This is a genomic window from Vibrio mexicanus (assembly GCF_001012815.1).
Taxonomy (GTDB): domain Bacteria; phylum Pseudomonadota; class Gammaproteobacteria; order Enterobacterales; family Vibrionaceae; genus Vibrio; species Vibrio mexicanus.
Map to the genome: position 1 here is coordinate 51,968 of NZ_JYJP01000029.1, position 13,212 is coordinate 65,179.

A 13,212-nucleotide genomic window follows, 5' to 3' on the forward strand; every position below is an offset into this window, starting at 1 on the left:
TTAAGCATTATTGAAAATTGATTCTCATATTGAGAATGAGTCTGAAGCAGGGGTTATCCATGATATAGGGATAGGAATTGCGGTATAATGGCTTGTTGCGAGTAGTGTTTTTCTATAGTCAACTGCGCCTTTGTCCTAATCTCATTTTGCTCGAAAGCATTAAGGTTTAGCCAATGAGATAGGTGATTCTTAAGCTCTTGCATATTGCTTCCGATAAAGCCATTGTCTTGATGCTCAATCAGTTTAGCTAAATCTCCGACATCCATTGCAATAACCACGATGCCGCGTGCCATGGCTTCGAGTGCAGCCATAGGTAGCCCCTCATATCGCGAACAAATAATCAGCACATCGATCTGTTTCCAAACCTTTTCCATATTCGTTTGATGACCATGAAAAAGTACGTTGTTATTTGAATTTGCTTGTCTTAACTCATCCTCCATCGGGCCAGAGCCATAGCAATGAAAAGTGACATCTGGAAACTCCTGAGCAAGAGCCATAAAACGATCGGGTGCTTTTTCATGGCTCATGCGGCCAACGAAAGCGATTTCACTGCCTTGAGTCGAACTAAGCCCACCTAAGTTAATAAAATTATTAAGTCGTTTGGATCGCGAGATAAGCTTCTTTTGAATCTTGTTACTTACCGCCAAAGAATGATCAGAAATGAATGAGGTATAGCGATCTAAAGCATCGTATAGCCACACACGGCCTTTGGGTGTCTCACCAGCATGATAAGTGGAAATCTGTTTCCATTCGCTTTTTGAGCTCGACACTTTAGCGAGTTTGGTGATGATGCTCGATTTATAGCCGTGAGCATGAACCACAGTGGGAGAGTGGACTTTTAATAGCTCGTGAAACGCTTTGAGAATAGAGTGCTTAGGGTAAATACGATTTAAGAACAAAGAGGGAACGCCACGCGCTTCTAACTTGCCTTCGAGCTGGTTTTCGCCGCCATAGTCTTTCAAGAAAACAACAGCTACAGGTTCATTGTGTTGAGATAACCCATCGGCTAATTCGAGCACATGGGTTTCTATTCCGCCAAAAGTATTACTGTCGATGACTAACCAAATGCTATTAGGCTGGGTTGCTCTCATCTTCAGACTCCCAAGCTTGTTTTTTACGGTAAACCGTTGAAGGACTTAACTCGAGTAATACTGCTGCATTCAAAACATTACCATCACAGTAATCAATCGCGTTTTGAATCGTTTCTCTCTCTACTTGCCACATAGGCCTAATACTTTGTGGCTTAGTGCCACTCTGACTTTCTGACGGTTGCTCAAACGCATTTTGTGTCTCTTGGTTCTTCGGCAATTCAGAAATGCCTTGGGGTGACCCGTCACCTTGCACTATTTGGCTACTCGGGGCGTGAGTAGGCTCTTGGTATGGAGTTTCATTGGATACTGCGTGGTTTTGCATTGCTTCACGTTGAGGCTGTGATGTTTTGGCAACAGGTTTGGCTCTGGTAATTTGTGCCGGTAAATGATCGACCGTGAGCTTAGCCTCGTTGTTAAGAACCACAATATTGCGGATGATATTTTGCAGCTGTCGAACATTACCTGGCCACGCGTACTTCTTCATCATGACTTCTGCGTCTTTGTGGATGGAAGAAAAGTTCTTGTTGTCTTGTTTCGCGTAAATTTTTAGAAAATGCTTGGCTAATGTGATGATGTCATTACCGCGTTCGCGTAGGGGAGGCATCTCGACTGGCACAACATGAACACGATAATACAAGTCTTCTCGAAATCGACCTTCCTCAACTTCTAGCAGTGGATCTCGGTTGGTTGCACAGATAATACGCACATCGACCTTTAACTCTTTGGTTCCACCTAGCGGGGTGAATGTCCCAGTTTGCAAGAAACGCAATAGTTTCTTCTGCATCTCCAGCTCCATTTCACAAAGCTCGTCGAGAAATAGAGTACCGCCGTGGGCTAGGGAAGCCGCGCCTTTCCTGTCTGCTGTCGCGCCAGTGAAAGCGCCTTTCACGTGGCCAAATATTTCACTTTCCATCAAATCTTTTGGAATGGCACCACAGTTAATGGCAACAAAGGCTGAGTTTTTGCGTTGGCTTTCTTTATGAATGGCTTCCGCGCACACTTCTTTACCTGTACCACTTTCACCAATAATGAACACGCTTGCTGTAGTAGGGGCAACCGAGTCTATGGTTTTATAGACAGCTTGCATCGGTAAGCTAGAGCCAATAAAGCCTTGGAAGCGTTTGCGATCGAACTTGTTCTCGATATCGTCTACTAAATGTTCAAGTTTTGCTTGCTTGAGATGTAAATCAATCGACGTTTTTAACCGGTCAGCTTTAATCGGCTTTTCTAAGAAATCTTTTGCCCCTTTTTGCAATAGACCTACAGCGATATCGACTGAACCATGAGCAGTCGCAATGACGACCGCACTAGGAATTTGGTTCTCATTGATCCAATCAAGGATCTCTTCACCAAACATATCGGGAAGTTTCAAATCTAATATGATGAGCTGAGGCACGTTTCGCTCAATGAAGGCTTTTGCTTCTCTGCCTGTTTCTACGTGGAAGAGGTCATAAGGCTCATCCTTTACATACTGTTTGTATAGAATGGCCAGAGACGTTGAATCTTCTACTAATAATACTTTTGGTCGCATTTAAATATCCTTTTCACCAGACTGCTTATGCTTGGTCTGCCGCCAAACCATGTTGTGTCTATCGTCATTTCTTGTTATCTATTTTTATTATTACAGCTGATTAACCTTCAAGCGCTCTGCTCAAATCCTTTGAGCTTCCTTGCTTCTAGTGCAGCAATTGAACGAGTCGCTAAGTCTTTTAACTCATCTATGAACTGGTAAGCTTCTTCGGCTTGGCCTTCCAAGCACAGGCCTTCAATTTTGCGCGCCAAAAGCGCAAGTTCACGATTACCGAGAGCCATTGCAGAGCTGCCTAATGTGTGGCTTTCAAACTCGAGCTGTTCTGCGTCTCTTTCAGTGATTGCTTGGTAGATTTTTTCCAACCGAGCTCTCGACTCTTCAACATAATGTTCGATCAATGTAGGAATCACTTCTGCGCACGTATCCTGAATCATTTGCTGCAATACGGTCTCATCGACCAAATTTGAATCTAAATGGCTAGTGTCATGGTTCATAGGGAAAGGCTCGCTTTGTTCTGTATTCGTTTCTTCTTGTTCAGATTGCGATTTTCTTAAAGTTACCTGTGAATTTTGAGTGAGGTTGCAATCTTCATCGCCGTTTATATTTAAGAATAGATGAATTTTTTCAACAAGTTGTGAGAGACGTACAGGTTTTGATAAGTAATCATCCATTCCTGATGCGATGAACTGCTCACGATCACCGGTGAGTGCATGGGCGGTTAGGGCGATAATTGGGACGTTGGCAGTTTCACTGTCGAGTTCGCGGATTGCTTTGCACGCTTCCATTCCGTCCATCACAGGCATAGAAATGTCCATGAAAACTAAATCATAGTCATATCGAGTGACAGCTTCGAGCGCTTCTTTACCGTTCTCGGCGACATCGATATTCACACCGACATTTTTAAACATGTTAACAATAACCAATTGGTTTGCTTTGTTATCTTCAGCGACAAGTATGCGTAGATGAGACAGGTCATCGGTAGAAGATTTTGATTGATTAGTCTCGTCTGAAGCGTCATCGGCAAGGTCTAAGCGAACTGAGACACTGAATGTACTTCCAGTGCCTTTCTCACTGGTGACAGAAATGGAGCCGTCCATTAACTCACATAGGCGTTGACAAATCGCAAGGCCAAGTCCCGAACCCTCTTGGCTACGAGAGAAGGTTTGGTCAACCATAGTAAACTCATCAAACAAGTAAGGTATGGCGTCTTGCTCGATGCCAATACCGGTATCGATAACACTAAAATTAAGTAAGCAATGATCTGATTTGAGCTCTGAAGAGACTTTAATAGTCACGCTGCCTTGCTCGGTAAACTTCATCGCGTTACCGATGAGATTATGCATAACCTGTTTTAACCGATTAACATCACCTTTGGCATACTCTGGCATACTGCCTTCAAAATAGAGATGCAAGATTAAGTCTTTAGACTTGGCGGTTGTTGTATAGGTGTCTACAACACTTTCGAAGCTACGACGAACATTAAACTTTTTGTTTTCAAGGAGTAGGGTATTTGACTCCATCCTTGTAAAATCAAGAATGTCATTAATGATAGAGAGTAAAAAATTACCAGATTCTGTTGCGGTTGTAAGCAACTGCTTCTGTTCCTTGCTGATTTTGGTTTCTTCAAGTAAGGAAAGAATACCCAACACACCGTTCATTGGCGTGCGAATTTCATGAGACATTGACGCCAAAAATCGACTTTTAGAATCACACGCATATTCTGCTTCTTTACGAGCCTGTCTCAACTCGTCGTAAGTCGCTTCGAGCTTTCGCGACATTTCATCGAAAGCATGAGAGAGCTGACCTAATTCATCCTTGGAAGCAGAGTTAATTTGGTAACCAGGACCTCGTTCAGACAAAGTTTTTGTTGCATGAGTTAATCTAACTAAGCTTCTTGTTAAATATGTCCCAAGTACGAAAGAGAAAATTGCCACCAAAATAACTTCGACCGCTGCGATACCAATGATGGACTTTCTTGCTTTCTCCAGCATGGCATTGATAGATTCGGTACCAAAACCCATTTCAATGTGGCCAAACTCATCGCCATTAACCATGATAGGGACACGCTTATCAAACACGCCATCGTTAACACTTGAGAGGTCAACGTCGGATATCACATCTCGCTTCAACAAGATGTTGTCGCCAGCAGAGGCGAGTGTAATACCTTGTCGTACAACTTTAACGTATTGAACATCTTCAACGGTGACAATATCGTTGACCAGATCGTCTAAGCGGGCTACGTCGGTTGAAAGAACCGCGTCTTTGGTTGCATTCATGAACATTTCAGTTGTGGTATTGGCTCTCTGAATCAACTGACTTTCATTAGAGTCCCGCAAAAAGCCCATCGCGCTGACTACTAGAATGACGAGCAAGATGACCTCAATGGTGGCGATGCCAATAATGGTTTTTGAACGAAAAGTCATAACGCCTCCTACGGTTCAAGCGTTTGAATGTTTAAAGCTCTAACATCGTCCCAGTCGTTGTTAGTCGCAGACACAAACCCTTTGATTTTTAGCCTTTCTAATTGGTTCAACCCCATAGGGCTCTCATGAAGGTTGACGAGTAACTGTTGTATCTCTTGGACGACTTTAGGGGCTAGGTCAGGGTGGGCGGCAATAGCATGTGGCGTGTAACCATTGGTCGTCCAAATCGGCGTGAGTTGAGAACGCACTTCTTCATCGAGTGATCTAAACGTGCGCATGACACCTCCACCGGCAGGGAAGAGCCCACGCGCCACACTCAAATAGACGGAGTCATGGGAAGAAACATATTTTGGTGTGAACTCGACATTTCGTCCGTTAAGTTCTGCTTGAGTTAGGATTGTGGCCGCGAACGCTGCGGGAGAAGGGAAGGCTAGCTGGCTACCGTTAAGCTGACCCAGTGATTGAATGTTGGAATCTTTACGTGCGACGATGATCCCTTTTATCTGTTTGTCTTTCGCTTTTGCTATTGCTTGATAACCAGGGGATTGGTTGAACACTGTAAAATGGTAGGGATTCATGTAACTGAAATCATATTCTCCATTTTTTAGACGCTGCTCGAATGTAGGGATATCGACTGCCGTAACAAACACAAACTCATGTCCGGTTTTTTCACTGAGGTGATCCATAATGGGTGTCCACAGTTCGGCTAATCGAGAAGCTGACTGCTGCGGTACAATTGCAAAAGTAAAACGCTCGGAATGGACAGCGGTAGATGTAAGTAGCAATAAAGCAACGAATAGTGTTCTCATTACTGGATCCTTATGCAACTTGAGATAATAAATCATTTCTGCGAACCCAACTTTCGATTCGACGGCGAATTGAACTAGGCAAAAAAGGAATACGACGTAACTCTCTGATCATCTCTTCACCTAAGCTAGGTTGGTCAACAACATTCAACACAGTACCGAGAAGGTTAATCTTATCGTTCGTGAGCATTTCCGTTGCTTTTTTGACCTGAGATTCTGTATTACTTCCACCGCGTACAACTAGAATCGTACGGTCACACGCCGTCGCAACACTTTGTGCCGGTACATTACCTCGGTTTATTTGTAGCAAAGGTGATGTATCAACGATGACCCTGTCGAACTCGTTTTGCCATTGCAACACAGCATTGGCCATCTGCTTTGGGTCCTTGTACGCCAACAGGGTGGACTGATTTTTGGGGATACTTAATCCGGTAAAGACTTGATGCGTTTTCTTGTGCTCAATCCAAGGCTCTTCGTCAGCGCTGTTTGCCAATAAATCGAAGTGGTCAAATGCGGGGTTAAACAAATTAAGATCGACCAACAAGGTTTTATGACCCCCCAAGAGATAACGCTCGGCGAGGGCAGAAGCCACTGACGTGACGCCGTCACCTGGATTGCAAGCGGTAACGCACAAGGTACGACAGGACTTAAGCTCAGCTTCGAGATACAGTTGTTCAATTTCGGCATGTGTCGCTGGAATGGTCATTACAGAGCTCCTATTAACACAATGGTGGTAGTGAGGCGTAGGATGTCTTCTAGCCCAACTCGCGCTTTTTCTAGGAAACTTTCACGGCGGTCTGGAATATAAATGGTATCGCCAGCGCGCAGCACAGGAAGCTGATAGATATTCGCGGTTTTACTGAACTCAATTAAATCAAAGGTACGCGCTTGACCTTGGCAGCAAGACATATTCACCACGGAGATCTTTTCCAAATAGGCGTTGTCACTTGGTCCACCTGCTTCAGCAAGGATGTCCAGAATAGTCATCGTATCGTTAAAGACATAGCGACCCGGTTTATTGACCGCACCTAAGATACGAATGGTCGATTCTTTTGAGCGGTCAAGCCAGTTTCGATCTTTCTCAGGGATGTAAATGGTGTCACCGGTTTTTACTCTCGGTAGAAGGTTTTCATCGCCAGTTTCAAAATAAAGAGAAAGGTTTAACTTACTAACCTGTGAGTAGGATTTATCGCGATGCGTGATGCGAATGTTATGTATGTCGGCATCTTTTGTCGGGCCATCTGCGGCAGACAAGATATCAAGAAAATGCATATCATCCGTAAAGCGGTAGCGGCCCGGCGCATTTACTTGGCCAAATACGTAAATTGATGCATCTGAGCTTTGGCGAACCCACTGAGATTTATTGTCTGAAGGGTCTTGTGGTAAGTCGTGAACTCGGACAATTGAACCGGCTTGAATGTTGGGTAGCTCGCCGCGAGGGCCGCCTTTTTGAATGAACGCATCAAGGTCAAATACTTCCATCTTGCCATTGCTTGTGACCACTTCTATTTTAGTCGTGTCAGCACGCAGCGTTGGGCCGCCAACGTGGGCAAGTAAATCAATCAGATCCATTTCGTCCGACCATTCGATTCTGCCAGGGCGAACAACCTCACCAATAACGCTAACTGCACGTTCTGGTGCGATTTTCAGCCATGATTTCTCGTTCATGTCCGTTTTTTCGGGAACAAATATAGCGTCGCCTGCTTTGACTTGTGGGGGCTTACGCCTGTAAGGCCTTCAGTGAAAGCCGTGAGGTCAAAGCGAACCACTTGACCGTTCGCGCGCAAGATTCGTATTTGGCGCGATTCAGCGAAGCGAGTAGGGCCTCCTGCATTGGCAAGAATGTCCATAAAGGTTGCCCCTTTTTTGCCTTCGTAGGCGCCCGGCTTAGCAACTTCACCCATGATGTAAACGGTATTTGAGCCTGATTTAATCTCTTCTTCTTGTTTCGGTACAAAAATGGTGGTCCCTGGAGCCAAATCTGGAAGTAGCTCTCGTCGCCACTATCTAAGTAACGTTTTAGGTTGAAAGTCGTTGGATTGTTATTACTGATCACTCGAATTTGCTCGACACCAGCATAGCGAGTTACGCCGCCTGAGCGCATTAAAATGTCGACAAGATCGGTGCCGTTTTTGTATGAGAATGAACCCGGAGCGTTGACTTCACCAAACACTTTAATGGCCATTCGAGCATCTGCACTATCACCTGAGTTGGCAAGTTTTGCTGGGTCAAATTCTTGTTCAATGTTGCCAACAAGTGGTGAAGCAGGTACGAACAAGGTGTCTAATGAATTTAGGTTAGGTAGGGTGCTTTCATCACCACTGTCTAAAAACGCTTTATAGTTGAAGGAAACGCGTTTGCTGCCGCGTTTTAGCAGCATATTGTTAAGCTGTGCACCTGAGCGTAGACCGCCAGCGGCATGCAAAGCCGTTTGAATGTCAGCACTCTGTGGCAACGTATATTCTCCCGGAGACATCACGTAACCTTGAACTGAAACCAATATTTGTTGCTCGGCGATAAACACTTTGGCGTTGGAAAGGTCTCGAAAAACGGAACTCAACGAGTCCAATACAGCCATCTTCAATTGCTCTTCATCGTAGCCCGCAACATATAAAGGGCCGACTTCCGGCAAAGTAATGCGCCCGCGTTTGTCTACTTGAAAGCCACGATTTAACGTTTCTTCACCCGGCAAGTTAATTTGAATCAGGTCTCCGATTTGGACAGTAGACGCTTCTTCTTGCGCCATAGCAATAAAGCTAGTGAGCAGGGTAAGTGTGATGAGCCATGTTGTGTTAAAAAACTTACTGGTAGTCATACAAACCTCCCATGTCAGCTTCTTGAGAGTGATCTTGTGTCGAGATAACCTCGATACTTACGCGGCGATTAGTCAGCCTAACTTCTGGCGCATCGCCTTCGTATAGTGGCAATGAAGAGCCGAGTGATTGAGTGGTAACACGTGAAGGGGCTAGGCCAAAAATAGTAAGGTAACGCTTAACTTGCTTCGCACGATCCATTGCCAATTTTTCGTTATAAGCTTCACCACCAACCGCATCTGCATGCCCGGTTACAGAAAGCTTCAGGGTAGAGTGTTCCTTCAGGATACTGGCTGCGTTAGCAAGGTGACCCATGTACTTGGGGTTAATTTCCGAAGAATTGAAGGCGAATTGGTTATCGACATTCAACAAATTAAACAGCTCGTCAATGACAGCCAGTTGACGGTTAAAGTCGTTCTGATTGCGTGGTGGTACGCATCGTGTCTGAGATTTCACATAATCGAGCTGCAGTTCCAATTCGTTAAGTCTTTTACGTTGGATAACCAAGTCGTTAGCAGCATCTAACAAAAGGCCACCTTCAAGCTCGCGAGCAATGCGGTTTTGTTTTTCTAAAGCTTGCACTACCGCGGCAGGAAAACACCATTTAGCGCCTTCTTGAATCAAAGCATCGAGGTGAAGCTTGGTGAGCTTCCAGTCAAAGCGAAGACCGTGCTCAGGGCCTAGAGGCTCGTCAGGCATTACAGGGCTGAAGTCTGCAGCCATATATTGTTCTGCAATACCGCCGCGACCTGGTTCTGGAGAGCTAGAACAACCGACTATCAAAGCGCTAAATACAATTATGGCTACGTCTTTGTTTATTAATTTCATGCCAACTTCCCCTGTTAGAACCATTATTCACTATGGTTTTTTCTAATCGTTGCTTGAATCTTTAAAAAAGCCTTCCCACTAAGCCCTTGAGTTCACCGGTATTGCTTGACCGATACGAAGTAAGTTGATGATCTCCAATGGTTGGCCAGTTACGTTTTCAATTCTCATGTTTCTTTCACGTTCAATAAGGCGTTTGTACAGGTAAACCAGTGCACCCACACCAGACGAATCTAAAAACTGTACATCGCGAAAATCTAACTCAACCTCATTGTGTTGATCGTTCGAAATCACGTCATCAATAGCGGGTTGAGCGCTACGGCTCCCTTCTGCGTCTAGGTTACCGCTGATCATTAAAGTTAGTATTGAGTCGTTTGCTTCAACTTTGCGTAGTTCCATGGTGCTATCTCCTATCTGTGTTTACCTAGATAGAGCATCTTCCATGCCATATTTATTCTCTTTTAATTACAACTAGTTAAATTCTTGCTGTCGCCATTTCTTATTCTGAGAAAGAAAGTTTCTCAATTTGAGAAATCGCTTTTGTTCATTTTGAGAACACCAACTTCGATTGAAAATGACAGTAAACCCACCATTAACTAACTATGATATCGATCGTATAGGTATGGTATATATATTGATGGTAGTACGTAATCGTGCAAAATGTATGGCCATGAATATCAATAACGTAACTTCAAAGTCTTTTCGTTACTCCTTGGTTGCCATCGCGCTTTTGAGTGCTATGCAATCATTGACAGGCGAGATGTCAAGCCAACAGCCTTTGCTAGTTAATGCCAAAAACTACGAGTCAGGAATTGACATCGATGAGTATTGGCAAAGTGAAAAGCTAGACGGCATTAGGGCGGTTTGGAACGGCAAGGAGCTTTTAACTCGTGCTGGGAATCGAATTTATGCTCCCGATTGGTTTACTAAGCCGTTACCAGATTACATGGTAGAAGGAGAACTTTGGGCAGGGCGCGGCAACTTCCACATAGTGCAGCAAACTGTTTTAGACAAGAAACCGAGCGACGAAGCATGGAAAAAAATCGACTACATGCTTTTTGACATGCCGTCTGCTGCGGGTGATTTTAGTAAGCGTTACTACAACGTCGTTCATTATGTGGACAGTGTTCGTCAGAATCACATCAAGTATATAGTCCATTATCCGATAGAGTCTGAAACTCAATTGTTTACCTTGTTAGATAACGTAGACAGCAATAAAGGCGAGGGCTTAATGCTCCGTAAAGTGAGTCGTCGTTATCAAGCTGGACGTAGTAATGATCTGTTGAAATTGAAGAAGCATCATGACGCAGAAGCATTAGTCATTGGCTACAAAGTTGGGAATGGTAAGTACAAAGGCAAACTCGGTTCGTTATTGGTTCGTTTAGAAACAGGCGTGGAGTTCTATATCGGTTCGGGCTTTACGGACCAAGTGCGGTCGCAACCCCCGAAACTGGGAAGTACCATCACTTTCAGGTACAACGGCATGACGCAAAACGGTGTCCCTAAATTTGCTCGTTATCTCAGGGAAAGGCCACAGCAATAGACGACCGAATATAAAAAGCCCGCAGTCAATGCTGCGGGCTTCTCAATGTTGGTATTCCAGCAGAAACTATCTCTCTGCCATGCTTAACTGAAAGGTCTCTGGTTGTTTGTGCATCCACCTCAGACGCAGGCCCAGCAGCAATGCGGCTGTAGATAAGCCAATGATAAACCCGATCCAGAAACCGTGTGCACCCATTGGATCAACTATCCAGTCCGTCATACCAAGAATGTATCCAATCGGTAACCCTAGAATCCAATAAGCGATGAAGGTTCGGTTGAAAATAGCCGCCATATCTTTATATCCACGCAGTGCACCTGCGGCTACAACTTGAATCGCATCGACACACTGATAAATGGCAGCAAACAGTAACAACTGAAGGGCAAGTTCAATAACCGCTCTGTTATCTGTATACCATAGGGCAATTTGCTCTCTAAATATGACCGTTAAGATAGCGGTAATCACAGACAACCCAAGACCGGTAAAAATGCCCACTCGAGAAGAAATAACCGCGCCTTCAACGCTGTTCTCACCAAGTTTGTGACCCACACGAATACTGACCGCAGCACCAATACTCATTGGAATCATGAACACTAATGATGAAAAGTTAATAGCCACTTGATGCGCCGCAACGGTTAGGGGGCCAAGCGGGGCCACAAGTAGTGCAACCACCGCAAACAAAGTTACTTCGAAAAAAATCGCAGCCGCTACCGGAAAGCCTAGCTTAAACAAGCGAATCTGCGCTTTCAGTTGTGGTTTATGGAAAGTCTTGAACAGCTCAATGTGGGTCAGTCTTTTCGAAGTAAGCACGTAAAACAGCATTAGAGAGAACATAACCCAATAAACGATTGCCGTTGCCACACCACAGCCAACACCACCAAGCGCTGGCGCCCCAAACTTGCCGTACACAAAGATCCAGTTAAGCGGGATGTTCACCAATAACCCAATAAAACCAATGACCATTGCTGGTTTGGTTAACGACATTCCGTCGGTGAAGCTGCGTAAAGTCTGAAATAATAAGAAGGCAGGCACAGCAAACATCACCGCAAACATGTAGCCGTTGGTTTTCTCAGCCATGAGAGGCTCAACATCCATCAAAGACAATATAAACTGAGTTTGGAAAAGAACGCCAATGATAGGAATGGATACAAGCAGTGCTAAAACAATGCCCTGATGAATTTCATAAGGAATCTTAACCTGACGGCCAGAACCATTAAGCTGAGCAACCACAGGAACAAGCGCCATTAGCAAGCCAACACCAAACAAAATGGATGGTAGCCAGATGCTCGCAGCGATGGATACAGCAGCCATGTCGGTTGCGCTCACGCCACCGGCCATTACGGTATCAACAAAGCTCATGCCGGTTTGCGCGATAGATGCGATCAGAACTGGTGTGGCCAGCTTAATCAAATTAACGGACTCTCGTTTATAACGATGCACAAAAAACTCCCAAAACAGCTTTAAAATAGATAAAAATAGGGGATGAGAAGTGGTATGCATAATAAAGAAATGTCACACTAACTACTAACAAAAATTTCAGGCTAAGAGATATGTTTACAGGTATTGTCCAAGGAATGGCACAGGTAGTGTCTATAGACGCGAAAGAAGCGTTCCAAACTCATCGTGTTCAACTTGTTGGTGACATGGCAGCTGGTTTAGAAATCGGCGCGTCAGTGGCACACAACGGTTGCTGTTTAACTGTGACGAAAATCGAAGGCGAAGTGGTCAGCTTCGATTTGATGCAAGAAACGTTGCGTCTGACCAATTTAGGTGACCTTAAAGAAGGCGATCACGTTAACATAGAGCGAGCGGCTAAGTTTGGCGAAGAAATTGGCGGACATAGTATGTCTGGTCACATCTCATCGGTTGTCGAAATTGTAGAAATCATTAATACGCCAAACAATCGAACCATTTGGTTCGAACTACCTGACGATATCGCCAAGTATGTTTTAGCAAAAGGTTACATCGGCCTCGATGGTTGTTCTTTAACGATTGGTCAAGTAGAACAAAATCGATTCAATGTTCATCTTATTCCAGAGACCCTTCAAAGGACTTTGTTTGGTTCGAAACAAGTCGGTGACAAAGTGAATGTGGAAGTTGACCCGCAAACTCAAGCAATAGTCGATACAGTGGAGCGGGTTTTAGCTGCAAAAATGTAAGCTGAGGAATGTGTAGACGTCCAC

10 protein-coding genes and 1 pseudogene are annotated in these 13,212 nt (G+C 44.5%); 2 read left to right on the forward strand and 9 right to left on the reverse strand.

From position 1 onward, the window contains the following. Positions 1-53: 53 nt before the first annotated feature. From UA76_RS05800 to UA76_RS05835, 8 genes and pseudogenes are all read right to left on the reverse strand, one after another. On the reverse strand, positions 54-1,091 hold the full coding sequence (locus UA76_RS05800; RefSeq protein WP_047043937.1) for a glycosyltransferase family 4 protein: 1,038 nt from the start codon (positions 1,089-1,091) through the stop codon (positions 54-56). After that, complete coding sequence (locus UA76_RS05805) at positions 1,072-2,622, reverse strand: sigma-54-dependent transcriptional regulator (RefSeq protein ID WP_047043939.1); 1,551 nt, start codon at positions 2,620-2,622, stop codon at positions 1,072-1,074. The genes UA76_RS05800 and UA76_RS05805 overlap by 20 nt, the downstream gene beginning before the upstream one ends. A 107-nt stretch (positions 2,623-2,729) precedes the next feature. After that, positions 2,730-5,045 (reverse strand): HAMP domain-containing hybrid sensor histidine kinase/response regulator, encoded by a 2,316-nt coding sequence (locus tag UA76_RS05810; RefSeq protein WP_047043941.1) that lies wholly within the window; start codon positions 5,043-5,045, stop codon positions 2,730-2,732. Positions 5,046-5,053: 8 nt separating this feature from the next. Beyond that, positions 5,054-5,854 (reverse strand): phosphate/phosphite/phosphonate ABC transporter substrate-binding protein, encoded by an 801-nt coding sequence (locus tag UA76_RS05815; RefSeq protein WP_047043943.1) that lies wholly within the window; start codon positions 5,852-5,854, stop codon positions 5,054-5,056. 10 nt (positions 5,855-5,864) lie between these two features. Further along, on the reverse strand, positions 5,865-6,557 hold the full coding sequence (locus tag UA76_RS05820; protein ID WP_047043945.1) for a CpsD/CapB family tyrosine-protein kinase: 693 nt from the start codon (positions 6,555-6,557) through the stop codon (positions 5,865-5,867). Continuing rightward, positions 6,557-8,597, reverse strand: a pseudogene (locus tag UA76_RS05825) (SLBB domain-containing protein). The gene UA76_RS05820 and the pseudogene UA76_RS05825 overlap by 1 nt, the downstream one beginning before the upstream one ends. Before the next feature lie 55 nt (positions 8,598-8,652). Next, entirely contained in the window at positions 8,653-9,492 is an 840-nt protein-coding gene (locus UA76_RS05830) for an OmpA family protein (protein WP_047044052.1), read from the reverse strand. 78 nt (positions 9,493-9,570) lie between these two features. Further along, positions 9,571-9,888 carry an STAS domain-containing protein gene (locus tag UA76_RS05835; protein WP_047043946.1) on the reverse strand — a complete coding sequence of 106 codons (318 nt, stop codon included), beginning with the start codon at positions 9,886-9,888 and terminating at the stop codon, positions 9,571-9,573. A 271-nt stretch (positions 9,889-10,159) separates the two neighbouring features. On the opposite strand from UA76_RS05835, the gene UA76_RS05840 reads away from it, so the two are divergent. Next, positions 10,160-11,032: a DNA ligase gene (locus tag UA76_RS05840; RefSeq protein ID WP_420340900.1), complete on the forward strand. Its 873-nt coding sequence runs from the start codon at positions 10,160-10,162 to the stop codon at positions 11,030-11,032. 66 nt (positions 11,033-11,098) lie between these two features. Here UA76_RS05840 and UA76_RS05845 read toward each other — a convergent pair whose 3' ends face one another. Continuing rightward, positions 11,099-12,469 carry an MATE family efflux transporter gene (locus UA76_RS05845; RefSeq protein ID WP_047043948.1) on the reverse strand — a complete coding sequence of 457 codons (1,371 nt, stop codon included), beginning with the start codon at positions 12,467-12,469 and terminating at the stop codon, positions 11,099-11,101. Positions 12,470-12,579: 110 nt separating this feature from the next. On the opposite strand from UA76_RS05845, the gene UA76_RS05850 reads away from it, so the two are divergent. Further along, positions 12,580-13,188, forward strand: a complete 609-nt coding sequence (locus UA76_RS05850; protein ID WP_047043950.1) for a riboflavin synthase — start codon at positions 12,580-12,582, stop codon at positions 13,186-13,188. Positions 13,189-13,212: the final 24 nt, after the last annotated feature.

Bases quoted from the DNA above. Each gene is read 5' to 3' on its own strand.
- UA76_RS05800 (WP_047043937.1), bottom strand. From the start codon at position 1,091: ATGAGAGCAACCCAGCCTAATAGCATTTGGTTAGTCATCGACAGTAAT.
- UA76_RS05805 (WP_047043939.1), bottom strand. From the start codon at position 2,622: ATGCGACCAAAAGTATTATTAGTAGAAGATTCAACGTCTCTGGCCATT.
- UA76_RS05810 (WP_047043941.1), bottom strand. From the start codon at position 5,045: ATGACTTTTCGTTCAAAAACCATTATTGGCATCGCCACCATTGAGGTC.
- UA76_RS05815 (WP_047043943.1), bottom strand. From the start codon at position 5,854: ATGAGAACACTATTCGTTGCTTTATTGCTACTTACATCTACCGCTGTC.
- UA76_RS05820 (WP_047043945.1), bottom strand. From the start codon at position 6,557: ATGACCATTCCAGCGACACATGCCGAAATTGAACAACTGTATCTCGAA.
- UA76_RS05830 (WP_047044052.1), bottom strand. From the start codon at position 9,492: ATGAAATTAATAAACAAAGACGTAGCCATAATTGTATTTAGCGCTTTG.
- UA76_RS05835 (WP_047043946.1), bottom strand. From the start codon at position 9,888: ATGGAACTACGCAAAGTTGAAGCAAACGACTCAATACTAACTTTAATG.
- UA76_RS05840 (WP_420340900.1), top strand. From the start codon at position 10,160: ATGAATATCAATAACGTAACTTCAAAGTCTTTTCGTTACTCCTTGGTT.
- UA76_RS05850 (WP_047043950.1), top strand. From the start codon at position 12,580: ATGTTTACAGGTATTGTCCAAGGAATGGCACAGGTAGTGTCTATAGAC.